The sequence below is a fragment of the Verrucomicrobiia bacterium genome, assembly GCA_036405135.1.
GTDB lineage: Bacteria > Verrucomicrobiota > Verrucomicrobiia > Limisphaerales > JAEYXS01 > JAEYXS01.
Genome location: DASWYF010000037.1, coordinates 1 through 19,955 on the forward strand (window position 1 = coordinate 1; position 19,955 = coordinate 19,955).

Below are 19,955 nucleotides of genomic sequence, written 5' to 3' on the forward strand. Positions count from 1 at the left end.
GTGCCGCTTCAAACGGCCCGGCCAGTTCTGGACGCCCAAAGGCATGCGCCATCTGGCCGCACTCTCCGAGGCACGCCATAATCACCACTGGGATCAACTCTGGTTCACTACCTAATCGGGGGCAGTGTCAAGATGCGCCCACCGTGACATTAACCCTTTTTAACGGTAGGGCGAGAGTCCGCCTTGCCCCGACGTTTTGGTCGGGGTCGAGCCCAAACCAATCCCTCCACCATTGAAAGTAGAGTGAAGACACGAATTCCACCCATCCCCACGAATTGAACTCTATTAGCTCCATCGGACCCATAAGTCCTATTCGTCCCATTTCCCTCTCTGAACGTTGGACGTTGAGAGTTGGAAGTTGGACGTTTCCCCAATTCCCTTTTCATACCTCATCCTTCATAATTCATACATTCCCCGAAGCGCGCCTTCCCGCCTGATCCATTCAATGTGACCCTCCGCGATAGCATCCTGTTCTTGCGGCACTTTAGCCACCAGTCCACACCTCCTGGATCAAACCCTCGCCAGCCACTTCTCGCCACCCAATCGTCCTTCGTCCTCGTCGTCGTTCTCGTCCTCGATTTTTAGATCATGGACAGACACCAAACTTGAACAAAATCAGAGTCTTTCCGCTTTCGGTGTCCCCGCCACCGGTGCAACCGGCTGAAAACTGAACACTGAAAACTTCCAACTCCGCCCCTTGGGCGGCTAAGGAACTATGTCAAAGAGCAATGAAACCATCCGACCCCTGTGAATGTATCTGGCCTATGGCTCCTCCTAAAAGGGAGGCCAGACTCTGGCGCTGTCCCTGACGCGGTTGGTTCCGCAGTGGGTACCATGGTCACACTTGTGACTTAGGGATTCCCCGGTGGGTCATAAAATCCTACGCCCACCGACGTCCTGTTCCCCCTCCAGCTTACGCGCCCTGATCCAACACCCGATACACTCACATATCTGCAATGACTCCATAAGGATTGCCAAAAAGATTCCAATGAACCATTGGCTTGAGGATGTTGAACCTTTCATGTTCCCAACTCGAAACTCAAAACTAGGAACCCGAAACAGGCGTGCAGCCTCTCCTTTACCGACAACGAGTTGTCAGCACTGAAAAGATTACCAAATTTCCCACAATCGTAAACAACTTCTCCTTAAAATGTTATTCACAATTCTAATGGTTTGAAGCTGAGCAAATTGCAGAAAACCCAACTTACGTAACTCGCATTTCTCCATTTCCCTTCAACACTAAATTGAAGCCCCCACGACGTTTTAGCGCCCCCAAAACGCCAACCCGTTGCGACAGCAACGCCCTCAATCCAAGGTGGGGCAAAGCTGCCGCTTTGCCCTTGCCCCCGAATCCAGCTTTCCCCCTTCTGGATTCGTCCCCTGATCGATAATGCACGCAATACACATTAAATATTCAAACACCCCCTTTCATTCCCCTTTCCAAAAACATGAACTTCCTCCTACCCTAAACTCATCATGAGCAAGGATGGAAACGCAGGCCGTCACTATCCCGCCAAAGGCGTCCACATTTCCCTTCAAGGACCGAACTGGGTTTTCCTAACAGTGAACGTGGAGAACCGTGAACGCTGGCTTGCCCAACACTCCGTGCAACGCGCCTTGCACCAGATCTGGGAACACAAAGCCACCGCCTGGCTCGTGAGCGATTACCTCCTCATGCCCGATCACCTCCATCTCTTCTGCGCCCCACGCGATCCCGAATTCACCATCGAACAATGGATGGGCTTCTGGAAAGACCGCTTCGCCAAGACCCATCCCGATACCGGCACCTTTCAAACCGGCGGCTTCCATCATCGCCTTCGCGATGGCGAAAGCTACACCGAGAAATGGCACTACGTTCGCTAAAATCCCATTCGTGCCGGACTGGTGAAAGAACTCGAGGAGTGCCCTACTTCGGTCGCGTCCACGAAATCCATTGGTAAGCAAAAGAAGTGAGATAAGCAGAGAAGGGGACATATGCCACGGCGGAGCGGCAGCTCCGCCCCACCTTATCCAAGGTGGGGCAAAGCTGCCGCTTTGCCCTTGCCCCGAATCCGGCTTCCCCCTGCCGGATTCGTCCCCAACCGCTCTGAAACTTTCGATTCTCAATTCGGCCAAGAAGTGCATTGTAGCCAGGCCACCCATCTATAATATTCCAGTCCATGACCCCAAAGCCCATCCACCTGGCCGTTCTGCTGTTGACGTTGGCTGCCTCGTTTGTCACCGCTGCGGATGCCCCTCTCTATGTACATTTGCTTGCCCCTGAGCATTTGCTCACCAGCCGCATTCATTTGGGCCAGCCCATCATGGTCCGGGGTAAAATTTCCTTGAGCTTGAGCGGCACTATCGAGCAGCGCGGCACCAACCTCATCGCTGACTTGCGAGGCGGCACGGGCTTATATGGGACATCTTACCAAGGGGAGATGGCTCTGGATAAACCCTATTTTTCCGGTGGGGGCGGGGGTAGTGGCGGTGCTGGCCCGCTATGGTTTGCCGTTTCCACCAACGCGGATTGCACCCACATCATTGAAGGTCTGAAAAAGAGCCAGCCAGCGGCCCGTTCTGATCGTCAGGTTTTACTGCTCAACTTTCCCAAGTCCGTGGATATCGCAGACGCACAAATCGAATACTTCCTCACCGGCCCCTTTGGCGGGGTGGGGAACCGTGTCACCTCCAAGCCTAATCTCCACCAATATGTGATTGATACCACGCATGAGAGCAAGCCGGCCCAATCGCTAAAAGCCATCATCTATTGCCCTGGCTACGGCTTCGCCTTGGTCAACGCACCGTCTTTGAAAACTCCCGCCGCTGGAAACGCGACCATTGATCTCAGTCCACAGCGAACTATTCCTCTCGCTGGTAAGATTGTCGCGCCCGCAGGCAAAAGCCTCGCTGGCTTAAAACTCGAAGTCACTTATCACGCCCTCTGGGGCATGGAATATTTCGGCTATATCGATGGGATGGCCCCTGAATTTAAGGTCGCTACGGCAGATATAGCTGCCGACGGTTCCTTCACCCTCACACTGCCGGATTTGGCGAACGATGCGACCATTAAAATGTTTCAGCTCACTGAAGAGCGCCTTAAATTGGCCTTGCGTGATCCCAAGACCGGCAATTTTCCTTATGCCTTGGCCGTGCCTGAAAGTCTTGGCTGGAAAGATGAGTTTAAGATCGCCTCGTCGTATCCCATACCGCTGCACTTGCAAGCCCGGCCCAAGTAGTATTTTACCATGCTTTCCCCGGTCATTCCCTTATTTTATCTCACAGATCACATCTTTGACCATGAGTGGAGCGGTGCCAGCGGGTTCCAAGGTCACGCTCAGATGGTACGTGCCGGGTTTGATGGCGTAGATCTGGTTCAGGTCAAACTCCCAGTTGTTGGACGCGCGTGAACCAAGGAACCGGCGGACACGCCGCCAATCATCACCACTACCGCCCAAGACCTTGTTGCCAAAGTCGGTGAAGGGACAGGCGTTACCTTGGGCATCCATCAGCTTGAGCGTGAGGTCTCGATAGCCATTGATCTCGTACCACGCAATTTCCCGTTCACTTTCATTCGTCAGCACGACCCGCATCATGGCGGGTTGGCCAGCGTTGAGCGGTTGGGTCAGATAGATGGAGAGTTTCAAACGGTCGGCAGAGGTCATCTGCCCGGCTAACACCGTTTTTTTGCCTATTGATGTCGAGTTAGTAACTGCGTTCGTTTGCCCCATGGCTGAAGTGGCGATGAACAATAGGACGCAGCAAACATAGTGTCTAAATGGCATAGTGATCTCCCGTCGGACCGTTCCTCAATCATAGTTAACGGGGCAGTCATGAATGTGCTCGTTCAAACCTGAATAAGCAACCCGGCTTCATACACACGTCACACGGCGTCCCCGTCCAAACATCTTTCCTCAACTACGCCCGCCTCACGGTTTCGGCTAACGAGATTTAATTCTCGGGGCGGGAAAAAATGGAGATTGAAACTGTGCCTCGGATTCATCAAGCAATTCCCACTGTGCCTCGGCTTCACCAGAAGACGGCTCAGTGCGTGGTTGCTGAAACCGCGTCGAAACTTTCCGTTCGCTGTGAGGCATTATCCCATTTTCACCGTAAAACTCCGCCACCGCTTCGGCCGAGTTGTCCGACACCGTCTTGACCTTGATCTTCCCATAACCAGTTTGCGGCAGGAGATAAAACCCGGTTGGAGGCAGGTAATAAAACTCCATGCCTTCCAAGACTCCAGCCTGCCTGCCCTTATCCAATATCACCTCAACCGATTTGAGCCTATCTATTGGCCGGTCCTCCGGTATTTTCCCTGCTTTGGTAATGGTCGCCACGATTGGCTCCTTCAAGAGATACGGGTGATACTTCACTGGGATTTCGGGCCAGCCTGCCAAGGCGATCTTTTCATCGCCCTCACGTAATAAAAAACTTCCGAACCTCGTTTTTCTAGGCTCACTCCCGGCATTGACCGCCACGCAGAAATCTATCATTTCATTGGGCGCCACCAGATACTTCCGTCTACCCCATGCCACCGGGATATAAGCCAGCTCCATTCCCTGGTCTTTCCTGCTCAGCCAAAGCGCTCTCAGTAATCGGGTGGTTTTGATCTCCAGTTGCTCAGGGTTCTCATATGTTGCACGGGTGCCATCTCTCCGCCACCGCATCAAATTGTCATTTGGCAGTAGCGTCACCGTGATTGGGTCATTGACCGCCGCGTCCGGTAGGGCCCCACCATGATCATTTCGGAAATAAACTCCTGACCATGGATGCACAACACGTTTGTTGGGCTGGGACCAATCCACGGGATCGGAAATTTCCATCTCTTTTCCATCCGCCACCGCCCTGATCACCTTCTTGCCTTTCACATCGAACCACACACTTGCCGGAATTTTTCTGAGCGGATTCCATAGGTCCACCCGCAAAATCCCTTTAGTCATCTCCGCGTTCTTAAGTTCAACTCCTGCTGACATCCCACCTGGAGCAGATGAATCCGAAAAATACCCAAAGGGCAGATCATCACGGAAAAAGATCACCCTTCTTTCGTATGGCCCTATCTTTTCCAAGATGGCCTTTTCCACATCAAAGACACTTTCAAAATAGGCGATGTCTGCCGCCTCACCTTTAGATTCCGCCAATTCCAAAAGGCTCATGGAACAGTATAAAGAATGGAAAATGGGCGAATACGCTGTCACCCCATCCGGGCTGGATACGTAAAATCCTTGGCTTATGAAGACGGTTTTCTTGGAGTGAGGATCGCGAAACATCACGATGTGAAGTTCGGCAGGCGCACTTGTGTAAGGGGTGCTCAACTCCAACTTGGCCGTAAATGCCTTGTTCAGCTTATAGGTCGCCCATTTTGCTTTGACCTCCTGAAATGCTTTACCATCCGTCTTCGGTGAGTCCGCCACGATCAAACGAACAGTCGTTTCCTCCCATGTCGGCCCTTTCGTACAAGTCCACATGGGCGTGTTGGTATTCGTCTGCCCCCATACCGCCGTGGTCAGCGAAACCATGAGCAAAATACCGCCCAGAAAATTTCTCAGATGAATCATGATGCACCTCGATCGGCTTATACCCATACCATACCCCATCCGCCATGACATAAAAGCTCAGAAGTGACGCTTGCGCATTGTAGCACATCCGGCGCACTTGCTCCTCTGTGCTGCCGGCAGTCGAGGGTGGTGCGTTTGGTGACGCTCAGTTCAATCAATGCCTGCGGGTTCGCTCTCCTTAAAAACACCCCTGACCCCTTCATTCTGAAGAACTTCACGCGGAACACTTGAAACTTCTTCCACATAAAAAACTCAGTTGAATCCCGGCCGCTCCTGTGGGATGGGTAACGCACGCCAAAGACCTATGAACACATTCGCACACCTCTGGTCACTGGGATGCCTCCTCTTCCTCTCAGCTTGCGCCAGCCAGCCGCAGCCGCCGACACCGAATTCCATGTTGCCACAGCAACCGCAACCACAGCAGCCGCTGCCGCAAAAGCAGCAACCGGAGCAGAAAAACACGGACATCATCGGCACTTGGCAATGGGTGTTGGACGACGGTACCCCTGTCAGTCAGTCATTTTACGTCCGCTACTATTCTAATGGAAAGGTTGCTTCATGGCCTTCGCCGAAAGATTGGTCCGATTCCAAGGGCGTGTCGTACGGACGCTATTCCGTCGTCAAAAATTTCCTGAGCCTTGAGACCAGTTCGGGCGCAAACACTCCTAAGTCGCGGCTGCAGATCGCAGATCAGGAGATGCTCATCACGACCGCCAGCGGTCGCCAACTGGGCTACCGTCGCGTCACCCCAGCTCCCGCGCCCGGCAAACTTCCCGATGGCAAACCTGCAGGTTTTGCCCACCATTGATTTCCGTTCCTTTGTAACGCCTATCGGAATAGAGCGTTTCAAGAAATACTGTGGTCGATTGGAGCGAGGATTTTTTGGTCAGGGCGAGGCTTTGGCGAATGAGCAGGTTCCAAGGACCCTGTGACTGAGCCGAAACGACGCCCTGACCCAAAAAGACCGCTTGCTCCGCCCCCCCCCAGACAATCGGCTGCAGTATTTCTTGAACCGCTCTAAGTCCTGTAGGTTTCCCTCTATCGCCAAGCCGTAGGGCTGCGGCAGCGGGATGCTCAATAAGCAGAAATGTTACAAGGGCATTATCCCGCTTGTCCTCATCCCATTCGCGATTACCTTCAGGCCCATGAACCAGACGGGCAAAACTTTTGAAGGGATACTGGACCGCTACTTCGAGACGACACTGGAGAAACATCCAGTGTATGCGAATTACGTGGGCCTCAAAGCGGGTGAGGGGAAGTTGGATCGCGCCGATCTGGCGAGTATCGAGGCGGCGGAAAAGCTGCGTCGCAAGACGTTGGAGGCCCTGGAGGGGATCAATCCGCGGGAGCTGACGAATGAGCAGCATCTGGATCGGTTGGCATTGCGCAGTCAGCTTCTCAATGAGATGGAGGATTACGCGACGGCGTCGCATGAGTTGTCGCCGGATGCGCCGGATACGTTGTTGAATCTGTTGCTGCATGAGTTGCAGCGCGGGGATGATGAACTGGCGCGGGCGGCGAAGAATATCCGCGCGATCTTGAAGGCGGCTCCGCGTTACTTGGCAGAAGACGCAGCAGTGGTGACGCGACCAGAACGGGTGTGGTTGAAGATCATGCAGGAGACTTGTGACAGTGCGGATTCGCTCTTCACGGCGGTGGCTGGATTCTTAGCGAAAGCGCAGGCGGGTGCGAAGGATACTGAGCTAATCGCGGATGTTCAGAAGGCGGTGAAGTCTTATCGCGATACGGTGAGTGCGCGGGAGTTGGCGCCGGAGGGGTCCTTCGCGGTGGGGGTCGAGTCATTGCAACGGCGGGTGCGGGATCAGGTGGGGTTGAATTATTCGCTGGGCGAGATTGAGACGCTGGCTCTCGGTGAAGTAGAACGCATCGGAGCGTTGCTGAAGCAGGCTTGCAAGAAGTTCGGCAAGGGCAGTGATGCGGATGCGATCGTGGCGAAGGCGCGGGAGGAGTGGAATCCGGGTGGCGACTTGCTCGGGGTGTATCGGAAAGAGACGGATCGCGTGGCGCAGGCGTTTCGTGAGGCGAAGGCGGTGACGTTTCCGGTGGGGGATGAATTGCAGGTACGGCCGGTGCCGGAATTCATGCGGCATCTGTTTCCCACGGCGGCTTATTCATCGCCGGGAGCATTCGAGAAACGGCAGCGCGGCATCTTCTGGGTGAATGACCTGAGTGTGACGAAGACGACGGAGGCGGAAAAGCTGAAGGAGCGTCAACAGCACTTCGGGCTGAGCCTGACGTCCGCGCATGAGGCGTATCCGGGGCATCACTTGCAATTCGTGATCGCGAACCAGCATCCACGCAAGTGGCGGCGGCTCTTCGCACACGCGGTGTTCTACGAAGGTTGGACGTTGTGGTGCGAGCAGATGATGGTGGACTTGAAGATCGACCGTTCGCCGTGGCTGGAGGTGCAACAACTGCACGATGCCTTGTGGCGTTGCCATCGCATTTTGGTGGACTTGCGCTTGCAGACAGGGCGTTACTCCTACGCGCAAGCGGTGAAGCACATGCAGAAGCATCTGGGCTTCACGAAAGCGCGCGCGGAAGCGGATGTGAACTGGTACACGAGTTCACCGGCAGTGCCGATGAGTTACTGGCTGGGGCGGTTGGAGAATGCGCGACTGCATAAACGACTCGTCGAGGGGCGTGGGTGGAAGTTGAGGCAGTTCAATGACTGGTTGATCAGTCATGGGACGCTGCCGCAGGCATGGTTGGAGCGGTATATGTTGGACTAGCCGAGCCGAAGTTCGGCTTCCCTATCGAAGGGAGAAGAAGCGCGTGTGAGTTCTTCCACCTTAGCCGTTCTTCGTGTCGCTGTTCGTGGCCAAGACCTTTTCCAGCACGAGCAGGAGTTCGCTCCCGCTGAAAGGCTTGGGCATCACGTGATTCGCACCGAATTTGGCGGCGATAGGTAGAAAATCCACGCGGCCATCGAGCATGCCGCCGGACATGGCGATGATGCGGAGTTTCGGCAGCTTCTTGCGCACGGCCTGGATGGTTTCAAGGCCGTCCTGTTCCGGCATCATGATGTCTGTCAGCATGACATCCGGCTCCGAAGTGGCAAGGACCTGCATGCCGACTTTGCCGTTGGAAGCTTCCAGAACTTCGTAGCCGTGACGCTTCAACCACATGCAGATAGTGGTTCGAAAGGTGTCGTTATCATCTATGACAAGAATCCGTGGCATGTGTCTGAATGGCTCTTGGCGGATATAATTCGTGTCACTCTTACTTTATCGCAAGTTTCTTTTTCACATATGAACGATTTTCACGTTCGGGAAATATCGTTTGCAACTTTCCGGGATGCGCTATCTTGCGCGCATGAACTTGCTGCCGTTTGGGAATTTGCCGCCGCATCGTCCGCGCCGTTTCGTGCCGGAGCAGATCGACTTGGGGAATTGGGAGCAGATAAAGCCTCTTTTCGACAAGTTGGAAGTTGAAGCTGACCAGTGTGTTAGCGTGACGGATCTGGAGAGGTGGATATTGAACTGGGATGAACTGCGCGCCGCCTTGGATGAAGAATCGGCCCGACGTTATATAGCCATGTCTTGCCATACGGAGAGCAAGGAAGCAGAAGGTGCCTATCTGCACTTCGTGGAAAAGATTGATCCGGAGTTGAAACCCCGAAATTTCACTCTCGAAAAAATCTATCTGGAGAGTCCGTTGCGGAAGCAGCTCGATCAAACGCGCTTCGCTGTCTATGACCGCAGCATCAAGAATCACGTGGAACTCTATCGCGAGGAAAACGTGGCGCTCGAAACGGAAGAGGCGAAGCTCGGCCAGCAGTATCAGAAGCTCGCGGGCAGTCTCACGGTGAATTTCCGTGGCGAGGAGAAAACGCTCATCCAGATGGGCCGATTCCTCGAAGAGCCGGATCGGGCATTGCGCCAGGAGGCTTGGGAACTGGTGGCCAAACGACGTTTGCAAGAAGCGGACAAGTTCGAAGAACTGTTCGATGGCCTTATCAAGTTGCGCGAACAGATCGCGAAGAATGCGGGGTTTGGTAATTATCGTGATTACGCGTTCAAGGCGCGCGAACGGTTTGATTACGGCCCGGAAGATTGTGCGAAGTTCCATCAAGCCATCGAGGATCACTTCATCCCCGCGATGAAGCAGCTTCAGGCGGAGCGGAAGAAACAGCTCGGCGTGGAGCAGTTACGCCCGTGGGATTTATCGGTGGACCCGTTCAATCGCGCGGCGTTGCGTCCCTTCGAGAAGGTGGACCAGATGGTGACGAACACGCAGAAGATATTTGACCAGATCGATGCCGGGCTGGCAGCGGGCTTCAAGCAGATGCGCGATCTGAAGTTGCTGGACCTCGAAAATCGCAAGGGCAAAGCGCCCGGCGGTTATCAATCCACTTTGAACGAAGCACGGTTGCCGTTCATCTTCATGAATGCTGTGGGTGTGCAACGCGATGTGGAGACGATGTTGCATGAGGCGGGTCATGCGTTTCATGCGCTGGCCACGCGTGAGCAGGACATCTACGCGTATCGCGGTGCGCCGATCGAGTTCTGCGAAGTCGCTTCCATGAGCATGGAATTGCTCGGGAACGAATTCCTCGAAGAATTCTATAACGAGACGGATGCGAACCGCGCGCGCAAGACGCATCTGGAAGGCATCATCGGCATCTTCCCGTGGATCGCCACGGTGGATGCGTTCCAGCAATGGATCTACACGCATCCGGGTCACACTCGTGCGGAGCGGAAGGCCGCATGGCTCGCGCTCATGGACCGTTTCGGCGGTTCTACGGAGTGGAGCGGTTATGAAGATGCGCGGGCCTATATGTGGCACCGGCAATTGCACATCTTCCTCTATCCCTTCTACTACGTAGAATACGGCATCGCACAGCTCGGTGCACTGCAAGTCTGGGCGAACTCGAAGAAGAACAAGGCCAAGGCGCTGAAGGATTATCAGGATGCGCTGGCATTGGGCGGCTCGAAGCCGTTGCCGGAATTGTTCAGCGCGGCGGGTTGCCGCTTCCAGTTCGATGGACCGACCGTGCAGCCTTTGGCGCAATTGGTCACCAGCGAGCTGGCCACTATGAAATAACGGGCAGAAGTTCGATCCGTTATGGATGCTTCGGCTCCAAGACACTATCCACACCGGGAGCGCTGGTATCAGACCGTTACCGGTTGGATCATCTTCGTGAACATCGTGATGTTCTTCGTCCAGATGTGGCTGGACGGTGACGATCAGGAGTTCACGTATTCATGGGCCTTGAGCCTGCCCGGATTGCAGGAAGGGCACTGGTGGCAGTTGCTCACGTTTCAGGTATTGCACGGTGGGTTTTTGCATCTGCTGATCAATTGCCTGCTCATCCATGTGATGGGGCGGGCGATGGAAAATTACATCGGCAAACGGCGGTTGCTGGAGGTCTATCTGGCGAGCGGTGTGGCAGGGGGGCTGTTGGAGATAGCGATCAAGTTTCTCTGGCCAGATGAATTTCCCAGTGCCGTATTGGGCGCATCGGCAGGAGCCTGTGGATTGATCGCAGTGTTTGCCACGCTCTTCCCATGGCAACCCTTGCGCGTGCTGATCCTCTTTGTCATACCGGTCTCGATGAAAGCGCGGACGCTGCTTTTGTTCTCCATCATCATTTCACTGGTCGGCATGACGGGTGTGATCCATGACGGCATAGCGCATGCGGGACACTTAGGCGGCATACTCTGGGGCGTCATCTATACGAAGCTGCGTCTGCCCGATTACATCCTGCCACCGCCCCCGCCGATGCCGCCACCACCACCCAATCCGCCCCCGGCCACACCGCCTCCTTTGCCTTAAGGATTGGAAAATTCCTTCCTGTCATCAGACAAATTTTCCGGGTATCTACGTCTGCCTAGGTGAGCATGACGGATTTGCAACGCATTGAGGGCCTCTACGATGAGCACGCCCGGACGTTGCATGCCTTTCTCCTGAACTTCACGCGCAGCGAGGCGGATACGAAAGACCTCCTGCAAGAACTCTTCATCAAGCTCGCGAAGCAACCGGCCTTGCTCAAAGGCCTGCACGATGAAAAAGCCTTCCTTCTGCGGCTCGCGCACAATCAAGCCATCGACCTCATCCGACGCAATGCCAGCAAGGGCCGCGTGGTCGATGAACTCACCGAAGCTTCTGCGAACCTGTTTCAAGATGCGGCTGACCCGGATACGAACTCCTTTCGCAGAGAACTTTCGCTGGCCCTCGGCGAACTGCCTACGGACCAACGCGCCGTGGTGCATCTGAAACTCTGGGAGGGTATGACGTTTGAGGAGATCGCGGGCGCGCTGGAGCTGTCGCCGAACACGGCGGCCAGCCGGTATCGCTACGGGTTAGACAAATTACGGGCGCGCTTGCGTCCACTCTATGACGAGATCAAGTGAATGAAACCGGACGATTTTGAATCGCAATTGCAACGGCAACCGTTGCGCGGACTGCCGAGCGAATGGCGGTCGGAGATCTTGTCTGCCGCACGGGAGGCGTTGGTGGCTGAACCGGTGAAGCCAGCGGTGACGACCTCATGGTGGCGGGAATTGCTCTGGCCATGCCCGCAAGCATGGGCGGGATTGGCCGCCGTGTGGGTGGTGATCTTGGGATTGAACTGGGTGAACAACCGCCCGTCGGAAGGGCAAACGATGATGGCGCGTCGCGAATTGACACCGGAAGAACGCATGGCCTTCATCGAGCAGCAGCGATTGCTGGCGAGTTTGCTGGAGGCGCAAGTGGTCGTGAATCCGCCGCCACCAGTGAAGGAAAAGGTGCATCCGCCGCGTAGTGAAGTGGATGTTGAGTGCCGTCGGGCATATCGCCGGATGCGCGAAACAATTTTAGCGTAGTGGTTATTTAATCAAACCAGCAGACGCCAAGGAGGTGAGGTGGGTATGAACGAATCGAAGCAAAGCATTTGGGAGAGGTCATGGGATTGGCAGACACCCGTGCTTCAATTCTTGAAGCGACTTTGGGTGGTTGTCTGCAAAGTGTTCGCATACTTAACGCTTAGAAGGGTGGTTTTCCTTACCGCTTGCACGGTCACACTAGTTGCGCTGGTTTATGCGGTGGAAAACTGGCGCGGGAAGACGGCGTGGGAGAAGCATAAGCGGGCGATGGCAATGAAAGGGGTGAATCTGGATTGGGATTCTTATATCGCCACCAACAGTCATTTACGGGTTAAAGCTGAATCGGAAGAAGTCCGATTGGTCAGGTCGGTGTTGCAACGTTCTGTGATGACTGTCACTACGAATTCTCCCGGATTCGCGCTGTCACCCTATCATCTGGCGTTCAGTAATCTGAGTTGGCCGCCCCCGTTTGAGGAGATGCAACGGTTGCGCAAGCATAGTGCAGATCAGATCACCCGTGAGCGTCTCATGGAGCAAGGTGGTCAGCCGGTGGAATTTGATGCGCCTGCATTCATGGGAAAGCCAGCTCACGAAATTGCGATCGCATTGGCGGCGAAATCTGGTCTCGCAATCGAAGTGAGGGTAGAGCGGCGACATTTGTCCGGCAGTTCGGTGCTCAGGGAGGAGATGTTGAAATTCCTGCAAGGGATGGATTCGCTGGATGGCATCAAAGTGTTGCTCGAATCATCCGCGCTGACGTTGGTGCCGAGTGCGACGCGCGGAACTTTTTATCTCAAGCAGGATATCTCACTGGATTCTTTTCGCGCTTGGTATGCCTTGCATGAGCCGCTGCTGGATAAACTGTTTACTGGCATCATGGCCAAAGGAATGAAGCTGGATGCTAATCTTCAAGATCCATTGCGTAGTGCCATACCCAGCTATGTGGCCGCCCGGACTTTGGTTCAATCGCTGACTGCCGGGGCTCAGTTTGCGGTGGTAGATGGGAATCCAGAACAGGCGATACTGTATGTGCAGCGAATTTTGGAGCTCACGAAGTTATTGAAAGACGGACACTGGCATCTCATGGCCGTCATGATCGAGTCTCCGAGCTTATATATGAGCGGACAACCGATATTCGGTGGTCTGCAAACGGGTGTGTTCCAAACGAAGCATCTGACGCAGTTGAAGGAAATGTACGGTGAGATAGATCTGATCCGTGATTATATGCGCTCGGTTGATGAAGGGGAGCGTTTGCATCATGCTTTCGGGATGGAACGTTTTACCCGTGGTGATCTGATCTGGATGTTTGGTGATAGCAAGCTGGTCGATGAAAAAGGGCTTAATTGGTTTCACATTGCTTTGAAATACGTGCCACGGGGATGGGTATATCAGAATCTTGTGAATTTCGACGAGGTCTCGCAAAAATTCATGGACACGATCCACTTGGAGAGAGGTGAGGTGGATACCGGTTTGATTGACCGATACGCGGTAGAGCTTGAGCAGCATGAGAAAGATAGCACTCCCTATTTCTTCCTAGCTGGCAGGTTTATCGTTAATCATCAGCGGGCCTTACAGCCCATACTCATGCACCAAGCGGCGGTGCATCAACTGCTCATCGCCTGTGCTTTGGAAGAATACCGGCTGCAGCATGGTGAATATCCGGAGAAGCTGGATGAGTTGATGCCGAAGTATCTGGCTAAGATACCTCACGATATCATCGATGGAAAACCGATGCGGTATCGCCGGGAGGCCCAAGATTCATTTATCCTCTATTCCGTTGGCTGGAACCGCAAAGATGAAGGCGGGGTGGTAAAGGAGACGACAAATATCAACACCTTTCCCCATTTCGGTTTCACCTATGCCAGCAAGGATAAGACGCAAGGAGATTGGGTTTTCCGCTCAAAGCCTTTAACGAATCAATGACTCTGGTGTGAGCTTCCTAATCCCGCATGCGGGACTGCTACATTTCTTCATTTCGATTGAACCTTTTCTCGCCGGGCCCATTCCACTGAGCAAAGATGCTGGCAGTGGGCGACTCTGAACAACTACCCGTGGCGGATGCCCGGGCGGGGGATGCCAAAGCGTGGGACATTCTGTTCCGGCGCTATCAACTGCCACTCTATGCCTACGTCATGGAACTCGTGCGCCACGAACAGACTGCCTTGGATGTCGTCCAGGAGACGTTCATCAATGCCGTGCGGCACCTGAAATCCCTGCGGGAAGATGCACGGTTCGGCTCCTGGCTCTTCAGCATCGCGCATCAGAAAGTAGTGCAACAATGGCGCAAGCAAGGTCGTGAGCGGGAATGGATCGCCGACGGCTTGATGGATGGCGAAGTGGAATTCGCGGCCGCCGAAGCAGGACCGGATGGGAGCTTGGTAGAGCAAGAGGATTCAGCCGAGTTGTTGGCGCATCTGGAGCGGTTGCCCTTGGCTCAACGATCCGTGCTGGTGTTGCATTACCTGGAGGAATTTTCCTTGGAAGAGATCGCAAGCATCACCGAAGTGCCGCTAGGCACCGTGAAGTCGCGACTGCATCACGCGCGCACGGCCCTGCGCAAGCAATTGGAGGGGACGACAAGATGAAGGCGTTGAATTGCATCAAGAATGGTAGGGCGTCGGTGTCCTCACCGCGCCGCTGTCGAAGCCAGAGTGCTATCGAGCAAGGCAAGGCGATGTTACGTCGGTTGCCAATCGAACTTCATCTTAAATTCGAGAGACACATGTCTATCGCACCACGGCCCGCTGAGGACAGACGGGCCCTACCACTTCAAACCTATGCGTAAACATCTCTTGGACAAATATCGTCCGGCGGAAGCGAAGCTCACGGGGCTTCGCCAGCAAGTCCTCGCAGAAGAGTTGAGCGCCGAGCCGCCTATGGGCTTTTGGACGACGCTGTGGCAGGAGCTGTTTTTGGGACCGAAACTGATCTGGCGCGGGATGGCCGCGGTGTGGCTGGTGGCGCTGTGCTTGAACATGGCCAGCAGCAGTTCTGAATCCACGATGCAAATGGCCCAGCAACCGATTGAAACCACGCCTGACGTGATGGAAGTGGTGCGTGAGCAACGTCGGATGCGGGATGAACTGCTCGGCATCGGCGTAGCTTCTGTAGAGCTGAGTCCGGCAGATCGCCCGCGTGATGGCCTGAAACCGCGGAGTGAACGCAAAGAAGATTACGCGGCGGTGTGAGGTCTATCGGGAGCGTGATATGAACTGTGATGATGGAAAACGATTAGAGCTAGCACCCTCACCCTTCGGAGGGGAGAGGGTTGGGGTGAGGGGTGCCGGGATTTGTCCGAAAGCATTGCCTTTAGAGAAGAGGAGCACCCCTCATCCTCATTCCTTCTCCCCTCCGAGGGGAGAAGGACGAAAGAGCAGTTGCTCAGTTCAATAATTTTTAAAGGAGAATTTATGAGTGAGGCAGAGAAAACGGTTGCCACTACGTCAAGTGAAGTGAAACCCAAGAAACGTTCCTGGCGCTGGCGCTTCTTCCGCTTCGTAGTGCTGAGCTTCGCGGCGCTAGTGACGCTGTTCATTCTGTTCCATGCCGTAGAGAACTGGCGGGGTAAACGTGCATGGGATCAATACCGCAAGGAGCAAGAGGCGAAAGGTGTGAGCTTTGATTTCAACAGCATCGTGCCGCCGCCGGTTCCCGAAGAAAAGAATTTCGCGATGACGCCGTTGTTGAAGCCGCTCTATGAATTTAATCCGCCTGATATTCAGCCTCGTCACAGAGATACAAATGCTATCGAGAGAATTCCTGATTTTTATCCTCAACCGCACGAGGCAAGTTTGGATTTACCCTCATTGAGCACGTGGCGATACGGCGTCGGTTCAACGCTTAAGCTGTGGCAAAAGGCGATTTTTGCCTCTACCAACTTGCAGCATCGAGCTGAGATGGCTGAACCGGCGGACGATGTTTTATATGCGTTGAAGCAATTCGATGCCCAGCTTGATGAATTGCATCAAGCCAGCCAGACCCGCCCTTTGACACGATACCAGATCGAATACGCACATGAGCCCAAGGTTGAGATTTTACTGCCGCATCTGACCAGGGTGAAGAACATCGAGAAAGTGCTGGCGATTCGAGCGTCGGCTTATCTGGAAAAAGGGGAGGTGGAGAAAGCTTTTGATGATGTGAACCTCATTTTGTTTGTGGCGGAACCGCTGAAAGATGAGCCGATTTTTATCAGCCACTTGGTTCGCAAAGTCTGTTTCGAGTATGGCATCAAAGTCATCTGGTTGGGCATGGTGAATCATAAATGGAAACCCGAACATTTGACCTATTGGCAAAGCCGAATGACAGAATATGACTTCGTGAAGGACATTCATCACGGCTTACAAGGCGAGCGGTTGATGGGGGATGGCACGATTGAGTTTTTGCGCAGAAATCCTCATCGGATCGACGACTTCACTGAGATGTTTTATCAATTATCCCAAGGGTCAGGCTATTGGGTGGATTTTGAGGCGCTTAGTTCAAAGGGTTGGCTTTGCAGGCTGATTCCGGATGGCTGGTTTTATATGGAGCGAGTGAATTACAATCAGGCTTTCGACCGATACTTGCTGACGCCAGCGGCGAAGGAGAAGACGACTGTGGATGTGAAAAGTGTGATGGATGCAGACGGTGAATTTTCGCGCTTCTTGGGTGGTAAAAACCCTATCAAGCATGTCACAGGCCATACTGTCATAGTGAAGAACCTTATGCCCGCACTGACTATGTTCTTCCAGAAAGCGGTTCACGCTCAATCCACCTTCGATCTGGCTCTGGTAGCCATGGCTCTGGAAAAGTATCATCTGAAACATCAGGATTATCCGGAAACTCTGTCTGTATTGGTGCCTGATTTCGCGCCTTCTCTTCCTCTGGATATCCTGTCCAAGGCACCATTCAAATATGAGCGGCAGTCTAAGGATGCATTTCGCCTCTGGTCGCTGGGATGGAACCTCAAGGATGATGGCGGCGTCATTGTGCGTAACAGCAAAGCACCTGATGCGACTATCAAATGGGAAGAAGGTGACTGGACATGGCCCCAAGTGGAAAAAGCTCTCAAGACAAAAGAAGGCGGTTTTGAATAATTGCTTCCCGGCTTGCGGGAGATGCGCGTTGGGTGTTTGTTTAAGGCATGCACGCGTATCAGTTGATGGAACATGGGAAACCTGGGCGTTTTGAATATCGTGAAGTGCCTGACCCCATCCCCGGTGCCGATGAAGTGGTGGTGCGGGTGCGGGCTTGCGGGTTGAATCATTTGGATCTCTGGACGGAGAAAGGGGAGTTGCCCACGCCGATCAAATTGCCACGCACGCAAGGCGGCGAAGTCGCTGGGGAAATCGTGGAGCTGGGCGGGGATGTGGACCAATGGCAGGTGGGGGATCGCGTGGCCATCCAATCGAATCTCTTTTGTGGGGAGTGCGAGTTCTGCCGTCGTGGAGATGAATCCATCTGTTTGAAGAGCGAATTGCTCGGTGTGCAGAAGGATGGCGGGTTTGCAGAAAAGGTTCTGGTGCCAGCGCGGGCTTTGGTGCGTTTGCCGGACGCGGTGGATTTCACAACCGGCGCAGCACTGACACTCGCTGCTAGCACGGCGATGCATATGCTGACGGATCGCACGGAAGTGAAGCCGGGCGATTGGGTGCTGGTGATGGCGGGGGCGAGTGGCGTGGGCTCAGCGGCGGTGCAGATCGCGAAGCAACTGGGCGGCAAGGTCATCGCCACGGGTTCCACGGTAGAGAAGCGCGAATTGGCGAAACAGCTCGGTGCGGATTTCGTGGTCGATACGTCCGCGACGGATTGGTCCGTGGAGGTGCGGAAGATCACGGGCAAGCGCGGTGTGGATGTGGTGGTGGAGCACATCGGCGGTCCGGTGCTCGAACAGATTTTCCACTGCCTCGCTCGCGGCGGCACGATCGTTACTTGTGGTGCCACGGCGGGACGTGAGATCACGTTGAATCTCTGGCCGCTCTTCGTGAAGCAACAACGGCTTATCGGCAGTTACGGGCGTAATCGCGCTGACCTGCAAGCGACACTTGAATGGGCGGCGGAGGGAAAGATCAAGGCGACGATTGATGCTATCTATCCGCTGGCAGAAGCGAACAAGGCGTATGAGCGGCTGCACGCGCGTCAGGTGTTGGGCAAGGTGCTCGTGGAACCGGGGATGGTGAAGGAGGATAAGTGGTCAAAGCGGGGAGCGGGGCCGTCGTTTTGAGTTTTTCCAAACGATCTGGCAATGGCACTATGCTTCCAATTAGATTTGTTCAGATTACCGCACATCAAACCAAGGTTGATCAATGAATAGCGTGATTTCCGTTTTCGAAATGAAGCATAAGTTAGGATATTTTTTGATCGAACGACTTTGCTGGTTTTGCGCGTTGGTTTGTTCATTTCATTTAGCGTATGCAGGCGAAAGCATCATTTTCAGTTCATACAAGGACGGGCTTTATCACAACTATGGGGTGAGCGATATAGATCTGGAAAAATCACCTGCCTGGTTTCCTGCAGACGGAAAATTTTCTCCCCCGATCAACTCTCTGGTTGAGAAAACATTTGAAAACCTCAAACAGAAGCATGGTGCAAATGCGGTCTGTTCTTTGGAAAATATTTCCTTCTTCAACGTGGGGAGGACAAAGAACATCGGGCCATCTTCCGGTCTCAGCAATGCTGGGCGTGATGCGCTGGTTGCAAAAGGAAAATGGGTTTGCATCGTTGATGTCAGCATTACCACCAAAAATGAAAACCGGGTTGATATTAAGCAGGACGCGTGTGTTTTGCTCTTGGATGGAACTGTAGCCCGGCTTGTCAGCCGGACAAAGGAGCTGCCGTGACGAGATCTGATAGGTTATACACGTTGTTTTGGGTGTTTTTGAGAACTGGTGGTTGTGAGTTAACTTTTTGATTTGTAGGAGGTTGCAGATTCTGCGTGCAGAATTGTGTCATTTATGTGACAACCTGTGCGCCATGTTTTCACTGCAACAGCTATTTGGTGAAGGTGACAAGTTTTTTGATCTGCTGGAAGCCAGCGCGGAAGAGGCGCGGAACAGCATGCGCTGCCTCGTCGATTTCCTGAAGCATCCGAACAAAACGGGTGCCATGGATGAATTCGTCCTGACGCGCCGGAAGGAGAAGCGCATCACTGAGCAGATCAGTGAGGAACTGGTGCGCACATTCGTCACTGGCTTGGAGCGTGAAGAGATCGAGGCGCTTTCACACGCACTCTATAAGATTCCCAAGACGGTGGAGAAGTTCGCCGAGCGTTATCATCTGGCCAGCGCTCAGATGAAGGATGTGGATTTCAGCAAGCAGGCGGAAGCCGTGGAGAAGACTGCTGAGATCCTTGTGCAGATGGTGAAGCTGCTGCGCAAGCTGCCGCCGCTCGAGAAGGTGAAAGAATTAAACGACCGCCTGCAGTACGTGGAAGGCGAAGCGGACAAGATCATGCTGGAACTGCTCAAGGAGCTTTACGCCGGCAAGTATGACCCGATCAAAACGATGATCGCCAAGGATCTCTACGAGCTGCTCGAGAAGGTCGTGGACCGCTGCCGCGATGCCGGTGGTGTGGTGACGCACATCGTGTTGAAGAATTCGTAAGCACTTGCCC

At 54.0% G+C, this 19,955-nt stretch carries 18 protein-coding genes; 15 read left to right on the forward strand and 3 right to left on the reverse strand.

Going from position 1 to position 19,955, the window contains the following annotated elements; translation table 11 throughout:
- The first annotated feature begins 1,476 nt into the window (after positions 1 to 1,476).
- Positions 1,477 to 1,863, forward strand: a complete 387-nt coding sequence (locus VGH19_17905; protein ID HEY1173248.1) for a hypothetical protein — start codon at positions 1,477 to 1,479, stop codon at positions 1,861 to 1,863.
- A 296-nt stretch (positions 1,864 to 2,159) separates the two neighbouring features.
- Complete coding sequence (locus tag VGH19_17910) at positions 2,160 to 3,218, forward strand: hypothetical protein (GenBank protein HEY1173249.1); 1,059 nt, start codon at positions 2,160 to 2,162, stop codon at positions 3,216 to 3,218.
- Between the two features lie 30 nt (positions 3,219 to 3,248).
- Here VGH19_17910 and VGH19_17915 read toward each other — a convergent pair whose 3' ends face one another.
- Together VGH19_17915 and VGH19_17920 are read right to left on the reverse strand one after the other, a co-directional pair.
- Positions 3,249 to 3,710: a hypothetical protein gene (locus VGH19_17915; GenBank protein ID HEY1173250.1), complete on the reverse strand. Its 462-nt coding sequence runs from the start codon at positions 3,708 to 3,710 to the stop codon at positions 3,249 to 3,251.
- A gap of 210 nt (positions 3,711 to 3,920) precedes the next feature.
- Positions 3,921 to 5,537: a hypothetical protein gene (locus tag VGH19_17920; GenBank protein ID HEY1173251.1), complete on the reverse strand. Its 1,617-nt coding sequence runs from the start codon at positions 5,535 to 5,537 to the stop codon at positions 3,921 to 3,923.
- A gap of 304 nt (positions 5,538 to 5,841) precedes the next feature.
- On the opposite strand from VGH19_17920, the gene VGH19_17925 reads away from it, so the two are divergent.
- Positions 5,842 to 6,345, forward strand: coding sequence for a hypothetical protein (locus tag VGH19_17925; GenBank protein HEY1173252.1), 504 nt, complete (start codon positions 5,842 to 5,844; stop codon positions 6,343 to 6,345).
- 337 nt (positions 6,346 to 6,682) lie between these two features.
- Positions 6,683 to 8,290, forward strand: coding sequence for a DUF885 domain-containing protein (locus VGH19_17930; GenBank protein ID HEY1173253.1), 1,608 nt, complete (start codon positions 6,683 to 6,685; stop codon positions 8,288 to 8,290).
- A 60-nt stretch (positions 8,291 to 8,350) separates the two neighbouring features.
- Here the strand turns inward: VGH19_17930 and VGH19_17935 are convergent, their stop codons facing one another.
- Positions 8,351 to 8,740 carry a response regulator gene (locus VGH19_17935; GenBank protein ID HEY1173254.1) on the reverse strand — a complete coding sequence of 130 codons (390 nt, stop codon included), beginning with the start codon at positions 8,738 to 8,740 and terminating at the stop codon, positions 8,351 to 8,353.
- A gap of 133 nt (positions 8,741 to 8,873) precedes the next feature.
- Between VGH19_17935 and VGH19_17940 the strand changes: the two genes are divergently transcribed.
- The 11 genes from VGH19_17940 (at position 8,874) to VGH19_17990 (ending at position 19,945) form a co-directional block, all read left to right on the forward strand.
- A complete protein-coding gene (locus tag VGH19_17940; protein HEY1173255.1) occupies positions 8,874 to 10,604 on the forward strand; it encodes a M3 family oligoendopeptidase in 1,731 nt (576 codons plus the stop codon).
- 21 nt (positions 10,605 to 10,625) lie between these two features.
- Complete coding sequence (locus tag VGH19_17945; protein ID HEY1173256.1) at positions 10,626 to 11,336, forward strand: rhomboid family intramembrane serine protease; 711 nt, start codon at positions 10,626 to 10,628, stop codon at positions 11,334 to 11,336.
- Between the two features lie 65 nt (positions 11,337 to 11,401).
- Positions 11,402 to 11,914: a sigma-70 family RNA polymerase sigma factor gene (locus VGH19_17950; GenBank protein ID HEY1173257.1), complete on the forward strand. Its 513-nt coding sequence runs from the start codon at positions 11,402 to 11,404 to the stop codon at positions 11,912 to 11,914.
- On the forward strand, positions 11,915 to 12,367 hold the full coding sequence (locus VGH19_17955) for a hypothetical protein (protein HEY1173258.1): 453 nt from the start codon (positions 11,915 to 11,917) through the stop codon (positions 12,365 to 12,367). It abuts the gene before it with no gap.
- Positions 12,368 to 12,535: 168 nt separating this feature from the next.
- The gene (locus VGH19_17960) at positions 12,536 to 14,290 is read left to right on the forward strand and encodes a hypothetical protein (protein HEY1173259.1); all 1,755 of its coding nucleotides are present in this window, start codon (positions 12,536 to 12,538) and stop codon (positions 14,288 to 14,290) included.
- Positions 14,291 to 14,394: 104 nt separating this feature from the next.
- Complete coding sequence (locus tag VGH19_17965) at positions 14,395 to 14,952, forward strand: sigma-70 family RNA polymerase sigma factor (protein ID HEY1173260.1); 558 nt, start codon at positions 14,395 to 14,397, stop codon at positions 14,950 to 14,952.
- A 192-nt stretch (positions 14,953 to 15,144) separates the two neighbouring features.
- On the forward strand, positions 15,145 to 15,555 hold the full coding sequence (locus VGH19_17970) for a hypothetical protein (GenBank protein HEY1173261.1): 411 nt from the start codon (positions 15,145 to 15,147) through the stop codon (positions 15,553 to 15,555).
- Positions 15,556 to 15,657: 102 nt separating this feature from the next.
- Complete coding sequence (locus VGH19_17975) at positions 15,658 to 17,439, forward strand: hypothetical protein (GenBank protein ID HEY1173262.1); 1,782 nt, start codon at positions 15,658 to 15,660, stop codon at positions 17,437 to 17,439.
- 47 nt (positions 17,440 to 17,486) lie between these two features.
- Positions 17,487 to 18,566, forward strand: coding sequence for a zinc-binding dehydrogenase (locus tag VGH19_17980; GenBank protein HEY1173263.1), 1,080 nt, complete (start codon positions 17,487 to 17,489; stop codon positions 18,564 to 18,566).
- Between the two features lie 82 nt (positions 18,567 to 18,648).
- A complete protein-coding gene (locus VGH19_17985; GenBank protein ID HEY1173264.1) occupies positions 18,649 to 19,182 on the forward strand; it encodes a hypothetical protein in 534 nt (177 codons plus the stop codon).
- 133 nt (positions 19,183 to 19,315) lie between these two features.
- The gene (locus tag VGH19_17990; GenBank protein ID HEY1173265.1) at positions 19,316 to 19,945 is read left to right on the forward strand and encodes a DUF47 family protein; all 630 of its coding nucleotides are present in this window, start codon (positions 19,316 to 19,318) and stop codon (positions 19,943 to 19,945) included.
- The last annotated feature ends 10 nt before the right edge of the window (positions 19,946 to 19,955 follow it).